Genomic DNA, 23,896 nt, shown 5'->3' on the forward strand with positions numbered 1-23,896 from the left:
GCGCCCCGGCATCGAAGCGATTACGCTGATCATGTGACGGACGCGATCCCGGTCGAGCGTATGCCGACCGCCATGCGAGTCGCCATGTTCGTCCTGACCCTCGATGTGGCCTTCAGCCTCTTGGGGCTCGCCATCATGATCGGCACGGTCGCTTTCGCCTTCAGCGGGCCGTTTCTCCTGCTGCTGCTCTACAGCGCCGTGATCACTGCGTTCATGTGCTGGCTGCTCGCCCGCTGGACTTCGCGACGTAAGCTCGTGCGCTGGGGTGCCATCGCCGTCGAAGGGGTCTCGGTCGGTGGTTCCCTCCTCAAGAACGCGATCGACGGCGGTTTCGGCTGGACCACGCTGCTCCCGGCCATGCTCCTACCGCTGGTGCTCGTCATCATGCTGCTCACGCCTTCAGCGGCCCGCTGGTTCGACCGCTGATGACATAGCGGCCATGCACGTTCGCTCCAGCACGCTCAGTTGACGCCTGCTTGGCGGTCGGGCGTTTGTCGGTCGGCCGCTTGGCGGTTGGGTGCTTTGGGTGCCCAGAGCTGGTCGGCGTCGCCGGCGGCGAGCCGGCCCCGGTAGACGTCGATCTTGTGGTCGATGAGCCGGAGGTTCTCCTGCAGCTCGGCCATCTTGGCGAGCACGTCGGCGCGGTGGCTCTCCATGAGGGCGAGTCGTTCCTCCTCGTTGCCGTGTCCGGCGGAGACGAGTTCGGCGTAGCGCCGGATGGCCTTGATGGGCATGCCGGTGGCCCGCAACCTGGTGCAGATGGTGATCCAGTCGAGGTCCAGCTTCCGATAGCGCCGCCGGCCACCGGCGGTGCGGTCGACGGCGGTGACGACCAGGCCGGCGCGTTCGTAGTAGCGCAGGGTGTGCGCGCTGACCCCGGTGAGGCGAGCGGCCTCGGCGATGCTCAGGCCGGCGTCAGGGATAGACCGGGCAGGGGGGATAGAGGGAGCAGGCTCGGGTTCCGGCTGCGACTCGACCGGCTGCGGCTCGACTTCCGGCTGCCGCTTGACTTCGAGCATGCTCTAAATCCTAGCGTCGTGGTCATGAGTGACTCAATGCGGCCGAAGGCGACGGCCGGCGAACGCGGGCCGATACCGCCTGACGTGCCCGGCCTCAGCCGGCGCCGTCAATACCTGGTGCTCGCCATCTGCTGCGCCAGCATCATCGTCGTGGTGATGGACATCTCCATCGTCAACGTGGCGCTGCCCGCGATCCGTCACAACCTGCGCACCTCGGTGTCCGGCCTGCAATGGTCGGTCGACGCGTACACCCTGGTGCTGGCCGCCTTCCTGTTGCTGGCCGGGTCCACCGCCGACCGGGTCGGCCGTCGGCGGACCTTCCAGGTCGGCCTCGCCGTCTTCGGGCTCGGCTCGCTGATGTGCGGCCTGGCGCCGAGCATCGGCTGGCTGATCGCCGCGCGTACGCTCCAGGCCGTCGGTGGCACGATGCTCAACCCGGTGGCGATGGCGATCACCGCCACCACGTTCCCCGACCCGGCCGAACGGGCCAGGGCCATCGGCATTTTCGGCTCGATGTCCGGTCTGTCGCTGGGGCTGGGTCCGATCCTCGGCGGCGCGCTGGTCGACGGCTTCGGCTGGCGCTCCATCTTCTGGATCAATGTGCCGATCGTGGCCGCCGCGATCGTGTGCACGGCGCTGTTCGTTCCCGAGTCCCGCGCCGCCCGTGCGCGCCGCTTCGACCCGGTGGGCCAGACGCTGGTGATCCTGGTGCTGGGCAGTGTCGTCTACGCGATCATCGAGTCCGGCAGCTCGGGCTGGACCTCGCCGGTCATCCTCGGCCTGCTCGCCGTCGCCGCGCTCGGCGTGCTGGGCATCCTCGGGTACGAAACGCGCCGTGCCGACCCCCTGCTGGAGCTGCGCCTGTTTCGCAGTGTGCCGTTCAGCTCGGCGATTCTGATGGCGTTGTTCGCCTTGTGCGGGTTCGGTGCGTTCCTGTTTGTGACCACCCAGTATCTGCAGGACGTACGCGGCATGTCGGCGCTGACGGCCGGGCTGTGCCTGCTTCCGGTCGGTGGGCTGGTCGTGGTGCTGTCCCCGCTCACCGGGCGGGTGGTCGGAGCGCGCGGTCCGCGCCTGCCGCTGGTGGTCGCCGGGGCCGCGCTGGCGCTGGGCGGCGGGGCGTCGCTCTGGCTTGTACCGGCCACCCCGCTGCCGGCCGTACTCGCGATCTATCTGCTGTTCGGCGTGTTCCTGGGCACCGTCAACCCGCCGATCACCAACACGGCGGTGTCCGGCATGCCCCGCTCGATGACCGGGGTGGCCGCCTCGTTGGCCTCCACCGGCCGGCAGACCGGCACCAGCCTGGGCGTCGCGATCTCCGGCACGATCATCGGCTCATCCGTGGCTCATGGCGGCACGGCGTTCACCGGCGCGGAGCACGGCGTGTGGTGGCTGGTGCTCGGGCTCGGCGTCGGCGTCCTGGCCCTGGGGCTGCTCAGCACCGGGCGCTGGGCTTCGGAGACGGCCGGGCGGGCCGCGGCGCTGTTCGAGGGGATGGACCGGGGCGAAAATCCACGAACCGCCTCCCTGAGCCCCCGCTGATCGGTCCCGCTGATCGGCGCTGGTGATCGGCGCTGGTGATCGGCATTGTCCGATGCATGGCCGCGCGTCGGCAAGCTGTGACCCCCGGCACGGTATGAAGCGATACCTCCGGGCAGAGGAGCACCCGTGCCGGAACCCTCTGATCACCCCACCGCGCAGGCCCCGGGCGATGCCAGGGCCGTTCGAGAGGAACCCTCGCCGTTACCGTTCGGCCGCCCCGGCCGTCCCTTCGGCAGCAACCCCTTCCTCTTCGGCTTCACCGCCGCGCTCGGCGTACTGGCCGCCTGGCTGCTGGTCCAGGCGTTGACCGCCGCCGTCTCGATACTGATCTTGATCGTGATGTCGCTGTTCCTCGCGGTGGGGCTCAACCCCATGGTGGAATGGCTGGAAGAGCGGCACCTGCCGCGCTGGCTGGCGATCACCCTGGTGTTCGTCGCGGTGATCGCGTTCTTCGCGGTCTTCGTCATCGCGGTCGTGCCCGCCGTGTCCCAGCAGAGCGGCCAGTTCGTCGAGCAGTTACCCACCTACATCAGCCAGTTGCAGAACAACGCGCAGGTGCGCGAGCTCGATCAGCGCTTCGGCCTGCTGGAACAGGCACAGGCCTACCTCACCGGCGGGCAGGTCGGACAGCAGTTGTTCGGCGGGCTGCTCGGCGCGGCCAGCGTCGTGGTCAGCGCGGTCTTCTCCGCCATCACGGGACTGATCTTGACGCTGTACTTCCTGGCCGCACTGCCCTCCATCACCCGGGTCGGCTACCGGCTGGTCCCCAAGAGCCGGCGGCCGCGCGTACAGATGCTGGGCGATCAGATCTTCAAAAGCGTCGGCGGGTACGTGGCCGGGAACCTGCTCATCTCCCTGATCGCCGGGGTGACCACGTTCATGTTCCTGTCGATCGCCGGCGTGCCCTACGCGCTGCCGTTGGCCATCATCGTGGCGATCACCGACCTGATACCGCTGATCGGCGCCGGGATCGGGGCGACCATCGCCATCTTGGTGTCACTGTTCGTGTCGTTTCCGGTGGCCATCGCCACCCTGGTGTTCTTCATCGTCTACCAGCAGATCGAGAACTACCTCATCGCGCCGAGAGTGATGAAGTCCTCCGTCGACGTGCCCCCCGCGACCACCATCGTCGCCGCGCTGATCGGCGGTGCGCTGCTCGGCGTGGTGGGCGCGCTGCTGGCCATCCCGGCGGCCGCCGCCCTCCAGCTGATCACGGCCGAGGTGGTGCTGCCGCGTCAGGAACGCCACTGACCTCGCGGTCGCGGTTCTCAGTGAGGGCCCTGGGCAGGCGCGACCATGGTCGGGCCGTGTCCGTCGGTCAAGAGGATCATGATGCGGTGGGCGTCGGTGAGCAGGCTGCCGCTCACGGCCCAGCCCTGCGGTGTGTGGTCGCGGCCGGGTGGCGCGGTGAGGCGGCGCAGGTTGTAGCGACGGCTCTCGGCGCCGGCCGCCACGGCGGCCTCGGCGGCGTCCAGGCGCTCCGTCAACCGCGTGGCCTGGGCCTGCCACTCGGCCAGGCCGGACAGGTCCCAGCCTTGGCGCAGCCCGTCGGCCACGTCGCCGAGCAGCGCGGCACCCTGTTCGGCCAGGCGCCGGAAGGCCGCGTCGGGGCGGCGGTGATACAGCGGCGGCCACAGCAAGGTGTTGATGGCGGCCCCGCTCACCGCGCCCATGGCGGTGGCGATGATGTAGGCCAGCAGGTAGCGCTCCTGAGAGGCGGCTCCGAAGGAGAGCATGAGGACGGCGGTGGCGGCCACGTCGGAGCCGTACCTGCCCATCCGGCGCCAGCGCGCGGCCAGCAGCGCGGGTGGGATGACCAGGACGAGGCTGAGCGCGGTCAGACCGATCAGGGAGCCGATGCTGCCGGCCAGGATGACCCCGGCGGCCACGGCGGCGACCCGGCGTAACCCGTTGGTCAGGGTCTGGTACACCGTGGCGTGCACCATGATCACGGCCGTGGCGGGGGCGATCCAGATGCTCTCGTGCGGCAGCAGCCGGCTGGCCAGAAACCAGGCCAGCACGGCGGCCAGGGTGGCTTTGCCGATCTGGCGGGCCTGCAGCCGTTGGTGGGAGCCCTTGGTGGCCAGCCCGCGCCAGCTGCCGCGAATGTACGCGAGCTCACCGCGCAACGTACGCGCGACTCGGCCACGCCAGGTACGGATCACGAAATGTCATGATATGTCCCACGAGGACGGCGGCCAGCCACGATAGTTCACAGGCCGTGGCGGCTTTCGCCCATCGCCAGTTCGCACAGACGCGCTTCGGCCTCGGCCGAGAACGGGTCCCGGTAGGCGGCCACCGCCTCTCGGGTCTCCTCGTCGATCAGGTCGGCGTTGATCTGGGCCGCCGCGGTGGCGCCCGCCGCCGCGGCGGTGCCCACCTGCGCGACCAGATCGCTGACATTGCCCGCGACCCAGATCCTGGGCACGTCTGTACGGCCGGTCGCGTCAGCGGGGATGTACTCGCCGGCTCCCGTGGGATGCTCGACCGGCCGCAGCCCGAGCGCCGCCAGGAACCCCGCGCGCGCCACCATCCGTGTGGCGACCGCCATCACCTCGCGGCGGACCAGCGTGCCGTCGCCCAGCCGTACGCCCACGATGCGGTCCTCGACGATCTCCAGGGACGCCACCTCGCCGGGCACCACGGTGATGCCGCGAGCGGCCAGCCGCTCCGCCTCCTCCTCGTCCGGCGGCGGCATGGTGTGGGAGAAGAGCGTGACATCGGCGCTCCACTGACGCAGCAGCAGCGCCTGGTGCACCGCCATCGGCCCACTGGCCAGTACGCCGATGGCCCGGTCACGAACCTCCCAGCCGTGGCAGTACGGGCAATGAATCACATCCCGGCCCCACCGAGCCCGCAGCCCCGGCACGTCCGGCAGTTCGTCGACCAGCCCGGCGGCCACCAGGAGCCGACGCGCCCGGACGGACCTGCCGTCGGCCAGCGTCACCGTGAACCCCTTGGCGTCCCGCACCGCCGTGGCGACCTCCCCGGCCACCACGTGACCGCCGTAGCCGCGAACCTCGGCCCGGCCGCGCTCCAGCAACTCGGCCGGCCGGATCCCCTCCCGGGCCAGCAGCCCGTGTACGCCCTGCGCCGGTGCGTTGCGCGGGGCTCCCGCGTCGATCACCGCCACCGACCGCCGCGCCCGAGCCAGCATCAGCGCCCCGCTCAACCCCGCGGCGCCACCGCCGACCACCACCACGTCATAGCCGTCCTTCAGCTCATCGGTCACCTTGACCACCTCCGCGACGAACTATGCGACCCCATGGACCGCAGCCGCAAATTCTGTTGCCGGTATGGCAAAGAGGCGCGTCTGCGACTTCCGTGGTAGGCCACACCCCCGGTGTCAGCGAACGGAGTAGAAGCGGCTACCGCGGATGGTGGACCGCTGGTTCAAACCAGGGATTGAAGACGGGCCGCCGATCTCTCCATAGATTTCGAGCACCATTCCTTTCCTCGAAGTCCCCTCCTCGCAGGGGAGCCCCGCGCTCCACGAAGAGTGATCGTCGACCCCCGGCACTCGTCCAGCGGGACCGCGAGCGTCTTTACCCAACGACGTAAGGAGAGCTTCATGAGGCGATTAGCCATCGTCACGGCGGTCACCGTGGTGATCCTGCCCCTGCTGACCGTCCTTCCCGGGCAGGCGGCCGTCGCCGCCACGGCGTCGGACAGCGACCAGCCCGTCGGCCCCGGCCAGTACTTCGGCGACATCAAGACCTTCGAGCTCAACGAGATCGACGCCTCGGTGGGGGCGATCGGCCGCAAGCACGGCGTGGCCGCCATCGACGGCAGCCTGGCCCAGCCGAAGGCGGTGCCGGCCTCCCGCGCCGACCTGTCGGTGTTCGGGCCGGGCTGGCAGGCCGAGTTCCTCGGCGGCATGACCGGCAGGAAACTCGAAGTCCTCAGCGACGCCGTCCAGGTCACCGAGCTCGACTCGGGGGAGAAGGCCCGATACGCGCTCAAGAGCAGCGTCTCCTTCCCCGACGGCGGCGGGGTACGGCGCTACGAGGCCGAAGGCGGCGCCAAACTCACCGAGACCACCCGGTGGGACGCGACGGCCGGCGCGATGCGCAGCGCCATCAGCGAGACCATCGCCACCGGCCTCGGCACGACGGAGGCGGGCGACGACAGATTCACCGACGACATCGGCAACCCGATCAGCTCGGCGGACCTCGACCAGGTCTACACCTGGCAGCAGACAGGCGTCTCCCAGGGCGACACCTGGCGGGTGACGGACGTCGGCACGAAGGCCTTCGGGACCTCGACCGTGAAGTACGACGCACAGGGCCGGGTCGCCACCGTCACCGAGCCCGCCGCCGGCGAGGAGCCTCAGAGCGTCCTGGCCTTCACCTACGCGACGTCCACCACGGCCACCGGCACGGCCTTCGGCGACTACGCGGGCCGCCTCAAGCAGATCACCCAGACGTCCGGCTCGGCGGCACCGGAGACCGTGGCCGGCTACACGTACGACGCCTCCGGCCTGCTGCGCAGCATGGCCGATCCGCGCGAGAGCGGCATCCCGCCGGCGACGTACGTCTACGACACGACCGGGCGGCTGAGCACCATCGACTCGCGCCAGTCGGGCGCCTGGTCGCTGGTCTACACCGGCGAGTCCGCGCTGCCCGCCGCTACCGCCACCTCCACCACCAGGTGGCCGGACGCCTCCGACAGCCCGCCGCCGGCCCTCGACCCCACCGCTCCGGGCGGGACCCCTAGCGGCGATGTCGCGGGCCCGATGTCCTACCCGGCCTCCTGCTGGGCAGCCGTGCACTGGCTGTACTACAGCCGCGCGTGCGCGGCCTGGGCAGCGCACTACGGCTGGCACAAGCCGCTCTGGAGGCAATTGCCCACCAAGCGCTGGGTCGTCGGCATCGCCTACGACCACTGCACCAACTCGCCGGACGCCCCGTCGGGATTCAACTTCCGCTCGGCCTGCGACATGCACGACTACGGCTATGGACTGATCGGCAACAACCTGAAGAGGTGGTACTACCCGTACTACCTCGACTGGAGCCGTAAGACCGATGTAGACGTCCTCTTCTACACGACCCTGCGTGACTGGACGTGCTCCGCTTACAACCGGTTCGTGCGACCGCTCTGCAGGAACATCGCGTGGACGTACCGGCAAGGCGTGCGCAGGGGCAACCCCAGGAACGGCGCGAACGCGACCAGGGACTAACGGGTCAGCGGACGCCACCACCGCAGAAAGCGCCCCGTGGTGGCGTCCGCGGCCTACCACCATGTTCTTTCCGCAACTCCTTCAAGCGGAGACCGTAAATGAACCGACGTCCGATTCGCCGCATCATCGCCTTGGCGGCGATCCTGCTCTCCTCGATGGCGCTCTCCCCCGGCGTCTCCGCGTCGGCGCTGAGCCCGCAGGAGGCGGCGGGCCCGCGGGTGGAGCCCGGCCTGGCGCAGAAACTCGCGGGTGGCGCCCACGTCAGGGTGAACGTGGTGACGAAGGCCCGCGCGGACCTGCCGGCCGCCGCGAGTGCCGGGCAGGTGCTCCAGACGTTGTCCGTCTTACCCGTGGTCACGCTGCGCGCGGACCAGGCGGCACTGGATCGGCTGGCCGCGCAGCCCGGCGTGGTCAGCGTGTCGGAGGACCGGCCGGTGCCGCCGACACTCGGCCAGAGCATCCCGCTCATCGGCGCCGACCGCACGCGCGCGGCCGGTCTGACGGGCGAGGGAAGCGCGGTGGCGGTGCTGGACACCGGTGTGGCGGTCAACCATCCCTTCCTGGGCGGCCGGGTCGTGGCCGAGGCGTGCTTCTCCCCCATCGACCCCGACTACTCGGCCACCAGCCTGTGCCCGAACGGCGCGGACCAGCAGGACGGGCCGGGCTCGGCGGACTCCGAGAGCGGCCCGTGCGCGGACGCCGCGCTGGACTGCGACCACGGAACGCACGTGGCCGGCATCGTCGCGGGCGAGGGCCTGGACGGCGACGACGGCAGCGGCGTCGCGCCGACCGCCGACATCGTGGCCATCCAGGTCTTCAGCAAGTTCGACAGCGAGGACTTCTGCGGGCTGGGCGGGACGCCGTGCGTGCTCAGCTTCACCAGCGCCCAGCTGGCCGGGCTGGAGAAGGTACGGGAGCTGAACGGCGAGCTGCCCATCGTGGCGGCCAACCTGAGTCTGGGCGGCGGCCGGAACACCGCGCCCTGCGACGGCGACCCCCGCAAGCTGGCCATCGACAACCTCCTGGCCGCCGGGGTGGCCACGGTGGTCGCCGCGGGCAACGACGGCTACACGGACGCGATCAGCGCTCCGGCCTGCGTCTCCTCGGCCATCGCCGTGGGCAGCACCACCAACGACGACGCGGTCTCCTCCTTCAGCAACCGCGGCCCGCTCCTGGACCTCTTCGCTCCGGGAACCGACATCATCTCCTCGGTGCCCGGTGACGCGTGGCGCTCCATGAGCGGGACGTCCATGGCCGCCCCTCACGTCGCCGGCTCCCTGGCGGTGCTGCGCCAGGCCTTCCCCACCGCGAGCGTGACCGAGCTGGAGTCGATGCTCAAGGAGAACGGCAGGAGCATCAGCTATCCCGGCGCCACCACTCCACGAATCCAGCTCGACGACGCCGCCCTGGGAGCGACCCCGAGGCCGGGGCCCGACCAGTACTTCAACACGCGCGGCCGGATTCTGGACAGCGTCCAGCTCAGCGCCAACTCCAGCATGTCGGTGCAGGTCGCCGGCGTGGCCGGCCTGCCCGCGACGGGGATCCGCGCGGTCGCGCTCAACATCGCCGCCAAGGGCGACTGGTTCAACTCGGGCTCCCTGGCGGTGTACCCCTCCGACGAAGCGGAGCCGGAGAGCAACGTGCTCTTCTACGACAGCAGCCGCTACACCTCCACCATGGTCATCGCGAAGGTCGGCGCGGACGGGAAGGTCAAGGTGGTGAACAGGAGCGGCGCGCCGGTGCGCGTGACGCTCGACGTCCACGGCCACACCCGCGCGGCGGCCGACGCCGCCGTGGGCGGCACCTACATGCCGATCTCCCCGGTACGGCCGGCGGAGCGGACCGTCATCCCGGCCTGGGGCAACGTCCAGCTGGCCACCTCCAGCATGTCCGGCGTCCCCGCCTCCGGGGTGGACATGGTCGCGCTCACGGTGATGGTCAAGAGCGCCGCCACCGGGACGATACGGGTCTACGCCGCCGGGGACATCTATCCCATCGACGCCAACATCGACTACCCGGCCAACACCGCGGCGCAGTTCTTCACCATCGTCAAGCCCGGCCCCGACGGGAAGATCAACCTGCACAATCTCGGCGCCGGCACGGTGGAGATCTCCGTCGACGTGAGCGGCTACTACACCTCGGCCCAGCGAGGATCGACCACCAAGGCGATCCGGCCGGCGTCGGTGGCCAAAGCCGTCACCATCACCGCGGGCGGCACCCGCGTGCTGAGGTTCACCGGAGTGCCGGACATCCCCTCGTCCGGCGTCGCCGCCGTCGGCTTGTCCGTCGCCGCGAAGGCGAGCGCGGCCGGGATCGTCTCGGTGGTGCCCCAGAGCAACCCGAACACCGCCCGGGTGGTGGCGTACCCGGCGAACAAGGACACCAGCGGCTTCACAACGGCCGCACTGCGGCAGGACGGGACGGTCGTGCTGAGGAACGAGGGCACCTCACAGGTGACCGTCTCCGTGGACGCCTACGCCTACTTCCCGGCCCGATGACGTTCCATCGCCTCCCTTCCAAGGGCCCCCCGAGTGCAGTTGGCGTCGGTGGTGATGTTCGTCCGCGATCTGGACGTCAGCGTGGATTTCTACCGTGAGCTCCTGGGGATGGAGATCCCGGTCCGCAGCGCCACTGCGGCGCTGCGAGCAGTTCCTGTCCGGGATATGCCCACCGGATGCGAAATCTTCGGACGGGAGGTCGGCCGGCAGCCGCGGCACGCAGGCGATGCGGCTGCCGGCCGGTCTGGTCAGGGGGTGACGATGGCGAGCTGGTCGACGGGGTTCTCGGTGGCCCAGAGGTTGTCGTCTGATCCGACGGCGATCTGCATGGGGCCGGCGTAGCTGGTCGGGAGAGCGTATTCGCTGATGGTGCCGGTTGTGGTGATGTTGGCGACGTTGTTGGCGCTCTGTTCGACGAACCACACGTTGTCGTCCAGGCCGAGGGTCATTCCCCAGGGGAAGCTGTTGGGATCACTGAGGGAGTAGTCGGTGAAACTCCCGGCGGTGGTGGCCTTGCCGATCCTTCCTTGGGCGTCGGTGTACCACAGGTTGCTGTCGGATCCAGTGACGATCCCTATGGGCAACGCGCCAGAGGGACCGGCGTACTCGGTGACGGTTCCGCTGGTGGTGACCTTCGCGAGACTGCCCAGAAGGGGCTCGGTGAACCACAGGTTGCTGTCGGGGCCAGTGGTGATGAACATGGGGTAGGCGCCGGAAGTGGGCAGACTGTATTCGGTGATCGTCCCGGACGTGGTGATCTTTCCGACCTGGTCGACGTTGGTCTCGGTGAACCACAGGTTGCCGTCCGGACCGGAAGTGATGCCCCATGGGTAGGCGCCGGAAGTGGGCAGACTGTATTCGGTGATCGTCCCGGACGTGGTGATGCGCCCGATCTTGTTGGCGTTCGCTTCGGTGAACCACACGGCGCCGTCAGGTCCGGTGGTGATGTGGCCGGGCTGTGAGTCCGCGTTGGGCAGGCTGTATTCGGTGTACACGCCGCCCGGGGTGACTTTCCCGATCTTGTTGCCGTTGTTCTCGGTGAACCAGATGTTGCCGTCCGGACCGGAGGTGATTCCGACAGGGCTCGCTTGGTAAGTCGGTACGGAGCTCTCGTTGATCGTCGGTGTGCGCAGGGAGTCGGCTATGCGCATCGGGACGTTCGCGTGCCGGTCGGCGGGCGGGAAGATGCACCGGATGTGCCTATGGTGCGGCCGCTGCTTGAGCGTGAGGCAGAGCTTGACCCAGGGGCGTAGGGGCGAGGGGAGGTGGGGTGGCTTGGCGTCGGATGCGGCGGCTGGTATGTGGGCCGCCAGGAGCAGGGCCATGACGGCGAGTGGATATCCGAGGATTCTGGAGCGTCGACGCATGACATCCCCTTTCAGGAAGAATGGAAATATATCGGCTGGATGAGCGCTTTTACCGCCACAAGCAATGTCTGGAATGCTCGAATATCCGCCGCGAACACCGCCGAATATCGATACATCGGACATTCCTCACCTCCGCCCGGCTCAGCCGTCCCAATATCTCCCGGCGCCACCGTTCCACCTCGGCCGTCTTCGTTTGTGGCCGGTCATGAGTCCGCCAATTCACCGGCGCGTTGCCAAAGCAGCGGGCGGGCGGTTAGTGGGAAATGTCGGCTTCGCCGCAACGAGCCCCTATGAAGATGTCGAACCGGGGCCCGCGCGATGGCGGGAAGCGAGTGATCACGTAACCGTATGGGTGATGACGCCGGTGTAGTGGCCAATGATGGCCGCGATCGGGACACTGATCACGAGCTTCGGCTGCCAACTGGTGGTGGTGCTGAGCGGCGCCTTGGTCCCCTTGAACGCGATCACCGGCGAAGACAGCGGAACCTTGTCCGCCGCGGTGAGCTGCCCCGGGACGCGGGTGCCACCGCCCGATTGGCTGGTGGTCGGGCCGGACCAGTACGCGACGTCGCCTTTGGCGATCGTCTCGCCTGCGCTCCCGCCGCCGGTGGTGAAGTTGGTGGACGTCACGGTCGCCGTCCAGGTCATGGACCCGTTACGGGTATCCTCCACGGTGATCGTGCCCATGCTGGCGCTGAGCGAGTTGCCCTGACTGCCGTTTCCCAGGCCGGCCGAGGCAGGCACGGTGATCGTGAGGGTGTTGACGTGCAAGGCGAACGTGGAGTTCGTCGCGGCACCGATGGCACCGGCGGCGGCCACGGGGGCCGCGGGAGCACCGAGCCCGAGGCTCACGACGATCGACGCCATCAGCGAGGCGAATGTCCCCACGTATCTCCCTCGATTCCGATGAATCTGCATGAGCCGGTCCGCCGACCGTTCAGGCGACGAGCGAATGCCGTCGGCAGTCTAAGTGGCGAATGGCGGGCCGCGTTCGTAGGGCAATCCCCGCGTCCGGTAAATTCATCGCCAAACATTATGCAGTATTTGGGCGGGCACCTCATAGAACGGGGGCTGCGGCCAGGTCAATCACGGCATTCGAAGGCTTGGCGTTTTTTGGTGGGGCGATTGACTGTATCGGCAAAGGAGTCGCTTTCGCTCCGTGTTAATGTTCCCACATCCTGCACCCGGAGCGGGCCGGGGGTTTTCGATGTCTGCGAGTTCAAGGAGAATTCACCAGCATGAAAGCGCTTTTGCGGACCGGCCTGGTGGGATTGGCGGGGGTGATGACGGTGGGAACGCTGACCGGAATGCCGGCCGAAGCCGCCACCTGTGCCAACAACACGGCGTGCAACACCACGGTCACCTTCGATGTGACCGTGGGTGCGCTGGAGATCACCGTGCCCAACAGCACGGTCGACCTGACCAATGACGCGGCACCGGGCGGCTACTCCTCCGGCCAGCTGGGGGCGGTCACCGTGAACGACGCGCGCGGCTCGGCCACCCCCACCTGGACGGCGTCCGTGACCTCGACGGCCTTCACCACCGGCGGCGGCGACGACCCCGGGGAGACCATCTCCAACGCCAGCGTGTCCTACTGCTCGGGAACCGCCTCCGCCACAAACGGCAACGGAACCTTCACCGCCGGCCAGACCGGCTGTGCCGCACCACCTCCCGCGACGGGACAGGCCTTGAGCGCCTCGCGCACCGCCTACAGCCATTCGGGCGGCACCGGCAGCAACTCGGCCACGTGGAACCCGCTGATCACCATCGCAACCGCCCTGAGCAACGTGGCAGGCCAGTACACCGGCACGATCACGCACACGGTGACCTGACCACGTGGGCCTGCGCACCATGCCGCTCTCCTCGCCGCCGCTCTCCTCGCCGCCGCTCTCCTCGCCGCCGCTCTCCTCGCTGCTACTCTCCTCGCTGCTACTCTCCTCGTTCGGGGCGCTGACGCTGCTGCTCAGCTCGATCAGCGCCCCCGCCCTCGCACAAGGCGGATCGGGCGGCTCGGACCCGTCCGACCGCGCCCCACGCGGCGTCATCGGCATCAAGCTGCTGGAGGCCTCCGCCAACCGTCGCGACGATCCCCGCGCCTACCTGTACATCGTCGACCACATCAACCCCGGCTCCAAGATCTCCCGACGCTTCGAAATCGAGAACACCTCCAACAGTCCCCAGCGCATCGCGGTCTATCCCGGTGCGGCGGAGATCCGCGACGGCAAGTTCGTGCCGTCGCCGGAGCGCGACGCCAACGAGCTGAGTTCGTGGGTGTCCATCAACCGCACCGAGCTGGTCGCGCCGCCGCACAGCCACATCCCGCTCAAGGCGACGATCACCATTCCCCAGACCGCCACCAAGGGAGAACGGTACGGCGCCATCTTCGCCGAGGCGACCGCCCCAGCCGCACCCGGCGCCGCTCGCAACGTCCAAATGGTCAACCGGGTCGGTATCAGGATCTATCTCGACGTCGGCCCCGGTGGTGACCCGCCATCGGACTTCCACATCGACCGGCTGACCCCTGGCCGCACGGCCGACGGCATGCCCGTGGTCCAGGCCACGGTGCACAACACCGGCCAGCGCGCCCTGGACATCAGCGGGCAAATGCGGCTGAGCGAGGGGCCCGGCGGACTTGGCGCCGGACCGTTCCCAGCCCAGCTGGGCACCACGCTGGCGCTCAACGCGAGTGCGCCGGTCGCCGTCGTGCTCGACGAACGGCTGCCCGACGGCCCGTGGAAGGTCGAACTCCTGCTGGAAAGCGGCCGTGTCCACCGCACCGTCACCGCGACGCTCCTGTTCCCCGGCAAACCCGCCAGCTGGGGCATCCCGGCATTGATCGACTCGTCTTGGCCGTGGATCCTCATCATCGGCCTCGCCACGACGGTCGTGGCCTCTCTGGTCCTCGCCCTGTGCCTTTCCCGGCGACGTCGAACCCGCTTTACCTAGTCCGCGACCACCCGCCGCCTGGGGCGGCCAACTGGACGGTGCCGCGCAGTGGGAGTCCTGCCTTGCGGTAGATGTCGTCGATGACCCGACTGCGCACGAGCCGAACGGCTGGCATGGGATGCGCTGCATGTGGTCGGGTGGGAAACACCGCTTCCCGGCTTGGTGGTGGGTGCTGTCGGTTGATGCCTGTGCGTATCGGCCCTACGAGCACGGCCATCCTGCCAGCGGCCCTGCGAGCACGGCCGTCCTGCCGGCGGCCGTGGTCATTGCTGGAGCAGTTCGGCGAGCACGGCGGCCTCGCTGATCTCCGGCTGTTTGGTCGCGGTGAGCAGGGTCAGCACTCCGCTGTTCGCGAGCTCGCGCAGGTGCGTTACCGCGGCTGCCCGTTCGGGATCTGCCAGTTCGCCGCGGTAGCGGCGGCCGAACTCCGCGAAGAGCTCGGGATCGTGGTGATACCAGGTACGCAGCTCTGTCGATGGAGCGACCTGTTTGCACCATTCGTCGAGGCCTGCCTTGATTTTGGTCAGCCCTCGCGGCCAGATCCGGTCCACCAGCACCCTGGTGCCGTCGTCTCCAGCCGGCTCCTCATAGACCCGGCGCACCTGAACCTTGCCCCTGCCCTTGCCAGCCATGGTTGCCTCCTCACGGTCGTGCGCGTCCCTGTATGGCGGGCACCTTCATCCGTCTCCTGCTTTGGGCGAAGCGCCGACCAGAGAGCCCAGTGGTGTCTCGGCGTCGCCCAGCGCGCTGGTGTCCGCGCGTACGGGATCTTGGATGGCGTCGTTGACGTCCCAGATGTTGACGTTCGTACCGGCCAGCGCTCGCCCGCCGCGCAGCCAGAACGCGGCGAAGTGGTGCGTCTGGACGTCACCGCGGAAGATCACCTCCTCATATCCGTCAGGTTCGACGTAGCCGGAATACTCCATCCCGGGGTCGTACTGACGGCGAAGAAGTACGGTACGGCCGACGATCTCGGCGACCCGCACGCCGCAGCGCGGGTCGACCCCGTGCTCGCGGTGCAGCCCGCCGAGACCTCGGCGATCTCGCGGCCGAGCACCCGCGGCAGCGGCAGCGGCAACTCCCTGCTCTCCAGGCCGGTCACCTCGGCTCCGGCGGCGCGGGCGGCGGCCGCGGTCTCCAGCCCGATCCAGCCGGCGCCGATGATCGCGACCCGGGACGCGGTTGGGAAGACCGCCTTGAGCCGGTTGCTGTCTTCGACCCGGCGCAGGTAGAGCACACCATCCAGGTCGGCGCCCGGAATCGGTAGCTGCCGTGGGGAGGAGCCGGTGGCCGGCAGCAGTTTGGCGCAGCCGATCCGGGTGCCGTCGGACAGCCTCATCTCGCGTCTGGCGAGGTCGATGCCGGTGATCGCCGTACCGAGGAGCAGATCGACGTCGTGCTCGCCGTACCACGGCTGCGGGTGGACGTAGATCTCCTCCCGCTCGGTTCGCCCCCGCCAGACCTGCTCCGGCGATCAAATACGTCATGTCAACGGCCATGTCCAGCACTTCTGTCGGCTGCTCGTAGGGTGGTGGCCGGTTGCTCGCGCGGCCGGTCCCATCTCGCCTCGAACGCTCATCTGTGCGTTGTACGTATCACCGCGCGATATGGCGTTCGCGAAGATGGTGGGATTGGTGGTGACCTCCGCCACGTGGTCCCGCGCGACCAGATCCGCCAAACTGCCTGAAACCAGCGGTTCCCGGCTCAGGTCGTCCAGCCAGACCGACCGCCATCCCTCTCATGACACCGACGCTACGCCGGTGGACGTCAAGCCGAGTTCTGGTGGTTTCCATGATGATGGAGGCCCTCCACCTCCCGGGAAGCACTGAGGCATAAGGTCAGCGAGCACTCCGCTGGATGAGTGGCCGAGTTCTACCGCTCGCTGAGCGCCGCGATCGACATCCGGATCGACACTTCAGGGCCGAACTTCGGCTGGGACTACTTCGTGGAGGAGATCGGCTCCGGTCAACGCATCAGGTTCGCGGGTGAGCAAATCCTGTTCAAGACCTCAACCCGTGATGCCGATCAGTCCGGAATACCCGGACAAGATGGATACCGGTCACAACCGTGCAGCTCATCCGCGCCAGGCTCAGATGATATATGCATCCGAATGCCCTTAGTATCCTGTGACCATGACGGGGACGAAGAGGTCGCGATGGTCAGGCTGACCCGGGCGCAGCAGCAGGAGCGCACCAGGGCGGCCGTCCTGGTGGCCGCGCGGGCGGAGTTCGGCGAGCGTGGATACGCCGACGCCAAGGTCGACCGGATCGCGGAGCGGGCGGAGCTGACCCGTGGCGCGGTCTACTCGAACTTCCCGAGCAAGCGCGCGCTCTACCTGGCGGTCCTGGTCGGCTCGATCGAGCACGCCGACGCCCCTGTCGGCTCGATCGGGCACGCGGACGCCCCTGAGGCGCCGTCGCCACCCGGTCTGGCCGAGGCGATGGGCGCGTTCGCCCGTAGCTGGCTCGAACGCCTGCCGCTGGCCGGCGACACGCCCGCCGACGGAAGCCTGCGGCTGCGCTCGCTGGCCGGGGTCTTCGACGACGAGCCGGGCCGTACCGCGCTGGCGCAGGTCACCAGGCTGGAGGCGCTGCTGCTCGCTCTCGCGCTGGAGTCACGCCCGCCGCACCACCCGCGGTGCGTACGACTGGCCGAACTGGTCCTCACACTGCTGAACGGGGCCGGTCACCTGGCCGACACGGCACCCGGATTCGCCGACCCCTTCGACGTGGCGCGGGCCTGCGAGCACCTGACCGGCCTCGACCTCGCCGACACGTGGGATCCGCCGCACCTGCCCTTCGTCGCGCCCGCGCAGTCTGTCCAGGACCGCTGGGAGCCGCCCGCCGAATTGCCGGATCAGATCACCGGCCGCCGGGTCGGGTTCGACGCCGACGGCGTGCTCGTGGTCCTCGGGGCCGGACGATTGGAGGCGGCGGAGGAAGCCGTCCGCGCCGCCCGGCCGGGCGACCAGATCACCGTGGCGGTGGTGACGGACGATCCCGCCGAGATCGGACGTCTCGTACGGCTCAGGGTCGGCGACCTCACCGGGTGCCTGCGGCGGGTGTTCGAGCCGGAGGCCCGGCCGGGCTTCCGGCTCGTCCTCGACGACCACGCCACCATCGCCTCGGCCGTCGGCCTCCCGGACATCGGCGACGCCACTGAGGCCGCGGTACGCGTTCAGGCGGGCGAGATCGTCGCCCGAGCCCGCGGACGCGGCGCGGCTCACGCCGTCGCGAGCGCGACGCCGCCTGACGGTGCCGGGAGATGACGTCGCGCCGCCTGTGAGAAGATCCGTTCACCGTTTGGGATGGTTTCGACCGTTGAGGTGAGCTATGTACGCAATATCCCTGGGTGACGACGGCGCGGAGCTACGCCCGCTGGAGCCGTGGCGGGCGGCGGAGTTCCTGGCCCACATGGACCGGGGGCGGGAGTTCATCGGCCAGCACATCGCGCTGCCGGACGTCGTCACGGACCTGGAGTCGAGCCGCTCGTACCTGCGGGCGTACGCCGAGAAGGCCGCGGCCGACGTGGGCCGCATCTATGGCATCTGGACGGACGGCAAGCTGGTCGGCGGAGTCCTCTTCCGGACGATGAACATCGAGCACGGTACGGCCGAGGTGGGCTGCTGGCTGGAGCCGTCCGCGGCGGGCAAGGGTCTGGTCACCAGGGCCGCGCGCGTGATCATCGATTGGGCCGTCGAGGAGCGGGGCATCCACCGCGTGGAGTGGATCGTCTCGGCGGAGAACGCGGCGAGCGTCGCGGTGGCCCAGCGCCTCGGGATGACCAAGGACGGCGTGCTGCGCGAGAGCTACGCGTATCGGGGCAAGCGGCTCGACATGGAGGTCTGGTCGGTGCTCGCGCCGGAGTGGCGGGCGGGAAGGCAGACGCCTTAGAGCGCTACTCCCCCGCCCTGTCGCTTGTCTCACTGGACCCCCACGAGCACCGGCCAGCCGCCCTGCGGTGTGAAGGTGGCGGCGGACGGCATGCGCAGTTCGAGCCGCTCGCGGCGCGCCCTGGCCAGCAGCCGGAAGTCGCCCAGGAGGCGATCCCCCGACGTCACCGAGCGGTCGACCCGCAACGACTCCAGCACCCACATGTGGGCGTCGAAGATCTGCTGGACGGTGAACTCCGCCTCCCGCCCGTTCGGCATCAGCTCGGTGAGCGGGCGGGTCTTGAGGGTGTGCACATAAGCGATGGCTCTTCCCGGCATCTTCGCCACCACCGCCGGATTCTTGGGAATCACCATGGCCATGCCCTCGCCCTTCTCGTCGAACGCTGTGCTCACCCGCGGATCGTTGCGCCAGAAACGCTGCTCGAGAATGTGGTCGACCTCGTACAGATCGCCGCGCCCGCGGTTGTTTGATCTCGTCGATCTGCGCCGGGTTGAGGGGGAAGTCCGGGGGCTTGATCAGGCACCCGTTCGGCGATCTTGCGCGAAGTCCGCTCGGTGACGTCCTGCGAGAACCTGGCGGCCGACTTGGTGGCCTCCTGTTTGCCGCGCGCGATGGAGCCCTCGGCGCCGGCGGCGAACTCCACGACCGGGCCGTACCTGCCCGAGATGTTCAGCCCGGCCTTCAGCGCGACGTCCTCCTTGACCGTCTGCTCGGTCTCCCGGGTCATCTCGAAGCGGTCGGTGGTCTGCAGGTCGCGGTCCTCGCTGGTGTTGGTCTCCTGCTCGTTGATCGTGATCAGCTCGGTGGTGTCGCGGCGACTGTGGTCGCGTAGCTTGCGCTCGCCGCGCAGCACGCTCTCGATGTGCGCGACGTCGGCCGACTCGTATCCGGTCAGCTGCTGTTTGACCACCAGCAGGTCGGCGATGCCGGCCGGGGCCACCTCGCCCTTGGTGTGCGGGACGCGCCCGTCCAGCGGGAGCGTCGGCAGGGGTAGGGAGCCACCCGTGCCGAGCGTTCCCCAGCCGGTCGTCACGGGCGTCTGGACCGTGACGAGGGCGTCGCCGACCCGCAGGAGCGACTGGCGCACCCGGTGTCCCGCCACCGCCTCCAGCCGAGCCGCCGTCGCCGCCAGGTCGGCCTCCAGCCGGTGGGTGAGCCGGTCGAGCGGCACCGCGGTCAGGTCGAGGCCGCGGTCGGTGAGCAGCGTGCGGGTGGCCGCGGACAGTTGCTCGTTGGCCGTCGGCAGCAGGACGAAGCCGACCTCGGTCAGCGGCGTCGGCTGGAAGTCCGTACGGCCGCGCAGCACCGGGGCGGCCGTCTGCAGCAACGCCTGGGCCACCGGCGCGTTGATCTCCTCGGTGGTCTCGGCGGCCGGGGAGGTGGTCGCTCGTGTGCTGGGCCAGCAGTCCGTCGATCTCCTCCTGGCGCGCGGCCACCGCCGCCTCGTGCTGCTGCCGCCGCGCCTGTTCCGCCTCGCGGGTCGACAGCGTCTTCGGTTCCCTGTGTTACCTCAGTAAAACGGACGTCGGCGTAGTCTCGTCGCACCCGGCGGAGGCCGGGCAGTGATCCGGTGGAAGCCGAAGCCGCGTCCGTCCGGCAAGCCGGGCGGACCGTGGTTGAGAACCGCGTTGTCAGGGCCTGACTGCGCACCTCTGGAGGAAGTGCGTCTCTTGGGCCACCGCCCCGCCGGACGCTGTCCCGTTGATGCGGACACCAACAGGGGCGGGGAGCGAGCGCCAGTCAGGCACCCGGCTGTGACAGAAAACCACCTCACAATTACCATCCGTCGCAACCCAGCGGTGAGGCGCTCCGGTCGACGGTCTCCATCTCGTCCAGCCGGTCGGCCAGCTCGTCGAGCTCGGCGCCCAGCGGGGTGTCCGCCGGTCGCCGATGAACTCCGGTCCCGCCACGAACGCCGTGGCGGCCTCCTCTATGGCAGTACGCCGCTGGGGTGCCTCGACGGCCTCCCGCAGTGACTGCTGAAACGGCGTGTCCTGGCTCAGCGGGATGCTGGGATTATCCGGACCCTGCGCCACGGCCGGCCGTGTGAGCATCAATCGAAAGAGATTCTCCATGGGGTTTTTCCTCCGCCCCGTCCTGCGCCGCGCCGCCTCCTTGCGGCACCTCTCTGTGCTCTTTGGGGCGTTCCACCACGTTCCAGCCGGTGTGCGGGCGGGTGTGGCTCAGGCGTCGCGCAGCCGTAGCGACAGCCCGCCGCCCAGGAGCGCCGCGGCGGCCCAGAGGGCCAGGACGCCGAGTCCCGCCCATGGGCTCAGGGGCAGGGTGGACAGATGGGTGGTCGCCTGGATGGCGAGCCCGGCGTTCATCGGGGACAGCTGCCAGAGGAGTTTCTGCCAGTCCGGGTCGGCGATCATGAAGGGCAGGATCGAGAGGATGTAGAGCAGGCCGAGCACGACCCCGATGGCCGTGGCCGAGTCCCGTACGGCGGCGGCGATGCCGAGGCTGAGCAGGGCGATCAGCGCGAGATACAGGACCGAGCCGAACGCCGCGCGCAGCATCGGCCCCTCCAGCAGGGACAGCATCGGGGTGCCCGGCCCGCGGGTGAAGCCGTTCTCAAGCAGGACACGCCGCCCGACCAGCAGGGACGCGAGCACCGCGACGGTCCCCGCGGCCAGCGTCAGCCCGGTGACGACGGCCGCCTTGGCGGCCAGCACGGTGGCCCGGCGCGGCATCGCCGCCAGAGTGGTGCGGATCATGCCGGTGCTGTACTCGCCGCTGATCGCCAGCACGGCCAGGATGGCGACCATCGCCTGGCCCACCTGGACCCCGAACAGGCTGATCTTGGCCGGGTCGTAGGCGCAGCCCGCCGACGTGCAGGACACGGCGGCGGCCGCCACGACGCTCACGGCGACGGTCAGCGCGACCAGCCCGAGCAGCAGCCAGCCGGTGCCGGCCACGGTTCGGAGTTTCGTCCACTCCGCCTGCAGATGTCGTCTCATGCGTCCCTCCGACGTAGCTGGAAGACGGCCAGGCCGAGCGCGAGCACGGCGTATCCGCAGAGCACGGCGAGCCCGGCCCAGGGCGCCAGCGGGTAGTAGCCGCCCGATGGGGTGTAGTTGCCGAGCACGTGCGCGTACGCCGGAATGCTCTGCTGGATCGCGAAGCCGGCGGCCGGGGTGAGCCGCATCAGCCACTGCGCCGCGCCCGCGGGCAGGACCGAGGCGGTCGCGAGGATGTACGGGACGACGATCAGCACGATGGCGGTGATGAACGCCGCGACGCTGCGCCGGAACAACGTGCCCACGGCCAGGGCGAGGATCGCGGCGGCGGCGAGCAGCACCGCCGTGCCGACGATGACGCGCAGTTCGGTGAACGGCGCCACCGGCAGGACGTAGTTGCCGTTGGCGACCAGGATCCCCTCGCCGAGCGTGACCGCCGCCGTGGCCGCGGCCAGTCCGGCGACGAAGGTGACCGCGCCGATGGCCAGGGCCTTGGCCACGAGCGTCCGGCCGCGCCGCGGGCCGGCGAGCAGGGTGGTGCGGATCAGGCCGCGCCGGTATTCGGTGGTGATGAACATGACCGCCACCACGATCACCACGATCAGCCCGGTCAGTACGCCGGTGAGAGTGTTCTCGATCTGCTGACCGTCCGAGAGCGGCGCGATGTCGCCGACGCCGGTCACGGTGTACGTGTCGCCGGACTCCTTGAAGCCGCCCGGATGGTGGGCCGACCCGTCGGGGTTCAGGGTGACGCCCACGTCGTCGGGGTGCCACGCCCCACTGGCGGCCGAGCCTTGGAGACTGACCTGGTCGAAGACGGCGGTGGCCTCGGCGAAGCGGGAGGCCGCGCTGGACCCGCCGAAATCGCCCGGCGTCACTGTCAGGTCGCCTGGGGAGGCGGCGAAGAGCCCGACCTGCACCGTGTCCGGCAACCCGGCCAGGCGCGCGGTGCCGACGCGGGTCCACTGCCTGCCGTCGGTGGACTCGTAGCCGGTGAGATCCTCGCCGGAACGGGTCAGCCGCAGCCAGCGCGGGGACTGCTGGGAGACGCCGCCGGGCCGGCCGGCCACGTCCTGGGTGAAGTCGTGCTGCATCCGCACCCCGTGCGCACCGGTGACCATCACCGCCGCGTAGGCGGAGCCCTGCTTCATGCTCTCCTTGATCATGACTCCGGCCTTCGCCCACGGCACGAGGCCGGAGACGACGTTCCGGCCCCCCGGGGTGAGGTCGGGCAGGCGCTTCTGACCGGTCATCGAGGTCACGCGGACGGTGATGCTGCCGTCTCCGTCCAGCGTCCGGTGGACGAAGTAGAACTTGTCCTCCACCGCCTCGCCGCCCGGCCCCACCGGTACGGCGGGACATGCGCCGCCGCACGAGGTGTGGCTGCCCGAGGCGGACAGCAGCCCCAGCAGCACGGTGACCAGCGCCGCGCCCGCCATGGCGAGCACCCAGCCGCGGACCGTCCGGAACTTGGTCCATTCGGCGCGCAGCAGCCGCGCGAAGCCGGAGCGGTAGGTGGCGGCGCTCATCGTGCCGCCTCCTGCCCTGCGGCGCGGAACTCGACGGCGTCGCGGGTCAGCTCCATGTACGCCTCCTCCAGCGTCGCGCGATGCGCCGACACCTCCGAGAACGGCACCGCGGCCCGGTTGAGTACCGCCACGACGTGCTCGCCCGCCAGCCCGGCCACCGTGAGGGTGTCGCGGCCGGTGGCGGCCACGGCGGCGCCGGCGTGTGCCAGCGCCGCCATCGCCTCCGACGGCGCGGTGGTGCGCAGCGCGATCCGGCCGGTGGAGGCGGCGGCGATCAGGCCGGCCACGCTGGTGTCGGCGACGACCCGGCCGCGACCCACCACCACGAGATGGTCGGCGGTGTCCTCGAGCTCGCTCATCAGATGGCTGGAGACGAGCACGGCCCGGCCCTGGGCGGCCAGCGCCCGCAGGAAGCCGCGCATCCACACGATGCCCTCGGGGTCGAGGCCGTTGGACGGCTCGTCGAGCATGAGCACGGGCGGGTCGCCGAGCAGCGCGGCGGCGATGCCGAGCCGCTGGCGCATGCCCAGGGAGAAGCCGCCCGCCCGGCGCCCGGCCGCCGACCCGAGCCCCACCCGCTCGATCACCTCATCGACCCGCCGGGCGCCCAACCCCTGGGAGTGGGCCAGCCACAGCAGGTGGTTGCGGCCGGTGCGGCTGGGTTGCAACGCGGCGGCGTCCAGCAGCGCACCGACGTGACGCAGCGGGTCGCGCAGGCCCGTGTACGGCCGCCCGCCCACCAGTGCGGTGCCCTCGTCGGCCGCGTCCAGGCCGAGGATCACCCGCATCGTGGTGGACTTACCCGCTCCGTTGGGGCCGACGAAGCCCGTGACCTGCCCCGGCTCCACGGTGAAGGACATCCCGTCCAACGCCATGGTCTGGCCGAACCGCTTACGCAGCCCGGCGACCTCGATGGTTGCTCGCATGGGTTCGGTTGTACGCAAGACGCCATAACGTGGGCCG

General features: G+C 69.7%; 23 protein-coding genes and 1 pseudogene. 10 read left to right on the forward strand and 14 right to left on the reverse strand.

Annotated elements, in window-relative coordinates; translation table 11 throughout:
• The first annotated feature begins 33 nt into the window (after positions 1-33).
• The gene (locus ACIBO2_RS34070) at positions 34-426 is read left to right on the forward strand and encodes a hypothetical protein (protein ID WP_397302205.1); all 393 of its coding nucleotides are present in this window, start codon (positions 34-36) and stop codon (positions 424-426) included.
• A gap of 35 nt (positions 427-461) precedes the next feature.
• Here ACIBO2_RS34070 and ACIBO2_RS34075 read toward each other — a convergent pair whose 3' ends face one another.
• Positions 462-1,019, reverse strand: coding sequence for a MerR family transcriptional regulator (locus ACIBO2_RS34075; RefSeq protein ID WP_358551761.1), 558 nt, complete (start codon positions 1,017-1,019; stop codon positions 462-464).
• 24 nt (positions 1,020-1,043) lie between these two features.
• Between ACIBO2_RS34075 and ACIBO2_RS34080 the strand changes: the two genes are divergently transcribed.
• A complete protein-coding gene (locus ACIBO2_RS34080; RefSeq protein WP_397302208.1) occupies positions 1,044-2,561 on the forward strand; it encodes an MFS transporter in 1,518 nt (505 codons plus the stop codon).
• A gap of 126 nt (positions 2,562-2,687) precedes the next feature.
• Positions 2,688-3,812 carry an AI-2E family transporter gene (locus ACIBO2_RS34085; protein WP_358551765.1) on the forward strand — a complete coding sequence of 375 codons (1,125 nt, stop codon included), beginning with the start codon at positions 2,688-2,690 and terminating at the stop codon, positions 3,810-3,812.
• Positions 3,813-3,829: 17 nt separating this feature from the next.
• Here the strand turns inward: ACIBO2_RS34085 and ACIBO2_RS34090 are convergent, their stop codons facing one another.
• Positions 3,830-4,726, reverse strand: a complete 897-nt coding sequence (locus ACIBO2_RS34090) for an aromatic acid exporter family protein (RefSeq protein WP_397302211.1) — start codon at positions 4,724-4,726, stop codon at positions 3,830-3,832.
• A gap of 47 nt (positions 4,727-4,773) precedes the next feature.
• Positions 4,774-5,793 carry an NAD(P)/FAD-dependent oxidoreductase gene (locus ACIBO2_RS34095; RefSeq protein ID WP_397302214.1) on the reverse strand — a complete coding sequence of 340 codons (1,020 nt, stop codon included), beginning with the start codon at positions 5,791-5,793 and terminating at the stop codon, positions 4,774-4,776.
• A 339-nt stretch (positions 5,794-6,132) separates the two neighbouring features.
• On the opposite strand from ACIBO2_RS34095, the gene ACIBO2_RS34100 reads away from it, so the two are divergent.
• The 3 genes from ACIBO2_RS34100 to ACIBO2_RS34110 all read left to right on the forward strand — a co-directional run bounded on the left by ACIBO2_RS34100 (position 6,133) and on the right by ACIBO2_RS34110 (position 10,580).
• On the forward strand, positions 6,133-7,740 hold the full coding sequence (locus ACIBO2_RS34100; RefSeq protein WP_397302217.1) for a phospholipase A2: 1,608 nt from the start codon (positions 6,133-6,135) through the stop codon (positions 7,738-7,740).
• A 98-nt stretch (positions 7,741-7,838) separates the two neighbouring features.
• Positions 7,839-10,238 (forward strand): S8 family peptidase, encoded by a 2,400-nt coding sequence (locus tag ACIBO2_RS34105; RefSeq protein ID WP_397302220.1) that lies wholly within the window; start codon positions 7,839-7,841, stop codon positions 10,236-10,238.
• Positions 10,239-10,289: 51 nt separating this feature from the next.
• Positions 10,290-10,580, forward strand: coding sequence for a VOC family protein (locus ACIBO2_RS34110; protein ID WP_358551964.1), 291 nt, complete (start codon positions 10,290-10,292; stop codon positions 10,578-10,580).
• Here ACIBO2_RS34110 and ACIBO2_RS34115 read toward each other — a convergent pair.
• Positions 10,487-11,605 (reverse strand): virginiamycin B lyase, encoded by a 1,119-nt coding sequence (locus tag ACIBO2_RS34115; RefSeq protein WP_358551775.1) that lies wholly within the window; start codon positions 11,603-11,605, stop codon positions 10,487-10,489. The genes ACIBO2_RS34110 and ACIBO2_RS34115 overlap by 94 nt on opposite strands.
• Before the next feature lie 336 nt (positions 11,606-11,941).
• Positions 11,942-12,493, reverse strand: coding sequence for a hypothetical protein (locus ACIBO2_RS34120; protein ID WP_397302223.1), 552 nt, complete (start codon positions 12,491-12,493; stop codon positions 11,942-11,944).
• A 350-nt stretch (positions 12,494-12,843) separates the two neighbouring features.
• Here ACIBO2_RS34120 and ACIBO2_RS34125 point away from each other — a divergent pair, with 350 nt between their 5' ends.
• A complete protein-coding gene (locus tag ACIBO2_RS34125; RefSeq protein ID WP_397302226.1) occupies positions 12,844-13,437 on the forward strand; it encodes a hypothetical protein in 594 nt (197 codons plus the stop codon).
• Between the two features lie 4 nt (positions 13,438-13,441).
• Positions 13,442-14,551 carry a hypothetical protein gene (locus ACIBO2_RS34130; protein WP_397302228.1) on the forward strand — a complete coding sequence of 370 codons (1,110 nt, stop codon included), beginning with the start codon at positions 13,442-13,444 and terminating at the stop codon, positions 14,549-14,551.
• A gap of 263 nt (positions 14,552-14,814) precedes the next feature.
• On the opposite strand, the gene ACIBO2_RS34135 is transcribed toward ACIBO2_RS34130, so the two are convergent.
• The 4 genes and pseudogenes from ACIBO2_RS34135 to ACIBO2_RS34150 all read right to left on the reverse strand — a co-directional run bounded on the left by ACIBO2_RS34135 (position 14,815) and on the right by ACIBO2_RS34150 (position 16,268).
• Positions 14,815-15,183, reverse strand: coding sequence for a DUF488 family protein (locus tag ACIBO2_RS34135; RefSeq protein WP_358551783.1), 369 nt, complete (start codon positions 15,181-15,183; stop codon positions 14,815-14,817).
• 45 nt (positions 15,184-15,228) lie between these two features.
• On the reverse strand, positions 15,229-15,435 hold the full coding sequence (locus ACIBO2_RS34140; protein ID WP_358551785.1) for a hypothetical protein: 207 nt from the start codon (positions 15,433-15,435) through the stop codon (positions 15,229-15,231).
• Positions 15,432-15,989 (reverse strand): annotated as a pseudogene (locus tag ACIBO2_RS34145) (FAD-dependent oxidoreductase); the annotation flags it as partial. The pseudogene ACIBO2_RS34145 and the gene ACIBO2_RS34140, both read right to left, overlap by 4 nt.
• A 45-nt stretch (positions 15,990-16,034) precedes the next feature.
• On the reverse strand, positions 16,035-16,268 hold the full coding sequence (locus ACIBO2_RS34150) for a hypothetical protein (RefSeq protein WP_397302561.1): 234 nt from the start codon (positions 16,266-16,268) through the stop codon (positions 16,035-16,037).
• Between the two features lie 438 nt (positions 16,269-16,706).
• On the opposite strand from ACIBO2_RS34150, the gene ACIBO2_RS34155 reads away from it, so the two are divergent.
• Both ACIBO2_RS34155 and ACIBO2_RS34160 read left to right on the forward strand, forming a co-directional pair.
• Positions 16,707-17,819, forward strand: coding sequence for a helix-turn-helix domain-containing protein (locus tag ACIBO2_RS34155; protein WP_397302232.1), 1,113 nt, complete (start codon positions 16,707-16,709; stop codon positions 17,817-17,819).
• A 64-nt stretch (positions 17,820-17,883) separates the two neighbouring features.
• Entirely contained in the window at positions 17,884-18,444 is a 561-nt protein-coding gene (locus tag ACIBO2_RS34160; RefSeq protein WP_397302235.1) for a GNAT family N-acetyltransferase, read from the forward strand.
• Between the two features lie 29 nt (positions 18,445-18,473).
• Here the strand turns inward: ACIBO2_RS34160 and ACIBO2_RS34165 are convergent, their stop codons facing one another.
• The 5 genes from ACIBO2_RS34165 to ACIBO2_RS34185 form a co-directional block, all read right to left on the reverse strand.
• Positions 18,474-18,836: a hypothetical protein gene (locus ACIBO2_RS34165; protein ID WP_397302238.1), complete on the reverse strand. Its 363-nt coding sequence runs from the start codon at positions 18,834-18,836 to the stop codon at positions 18,474-18,476.
• On the reverse strand, positions 18,833-19,783 hold the full coding sequence (locus ACIBO2_RS34170; RefSeq protein ID WP_397302241.1) for a hypothetical protein: 951 nt from the start codon (positions 19,781-19,783) through the stop codon (positions 18,833-18,835). Before ACIBO2_RS34170 ends, ACIBO2_RS34165 begins: the two co-directional genes overlap by 4 nt.
• Before the next feature lie 844 nt (positions 19,784-20,627).
• Complete coding sequence (locus ACIBO2_RS34175) at positions 20,628-21,404, reverse strand: ABC transporter permease (RefSeq protein WP_397302243.1); 777 nt, start codon at positions 21,402-21,404, stop codon at positions 20,628-20,630.
• The gene (locus ACIBO2_RS34180; RefSeq protein ID WP_397302246.1) at positions 21,401-22,933 is read right to left on the reverse strand and encodes an ABC transporter permease subunit; all 1,533 of its coding nucleotides are present in this window, start codon (positions 22,931-22,933) and stop codon (positions 21,401-21,403) included. The genes ACIBO2_RS34175 and ACIBO2_RS34180 overlap by 4 nt, the downstream gene beginning before the upstream one ends.
• A complete protein-coding gene (locus ACIBO2_RS34185; RefSeq protein WP_358551802.1) occupies positions 22,930-23,859 on the reverse strand; it encodes an ATP-binding cassette domain-containing protein in 930 nt (309 codons plus the stop codon). Before ACIBO2_RS34185 ends, ACIBO2_RS34180 begins: the two co-directional genes overlap by 4 nt.
• Positions 23,860-23,896 lie beyond the last annotated feature (37 nt).

It is taken from the genome of Nonomuraea sp. NPDC050022 (assembly GCF_044460705.1).
GTDB lineage: Bacteria > Actinomycetota > Actinomycetes > Streptosporangiales > Streptosporangiaceae > Nonomuraea.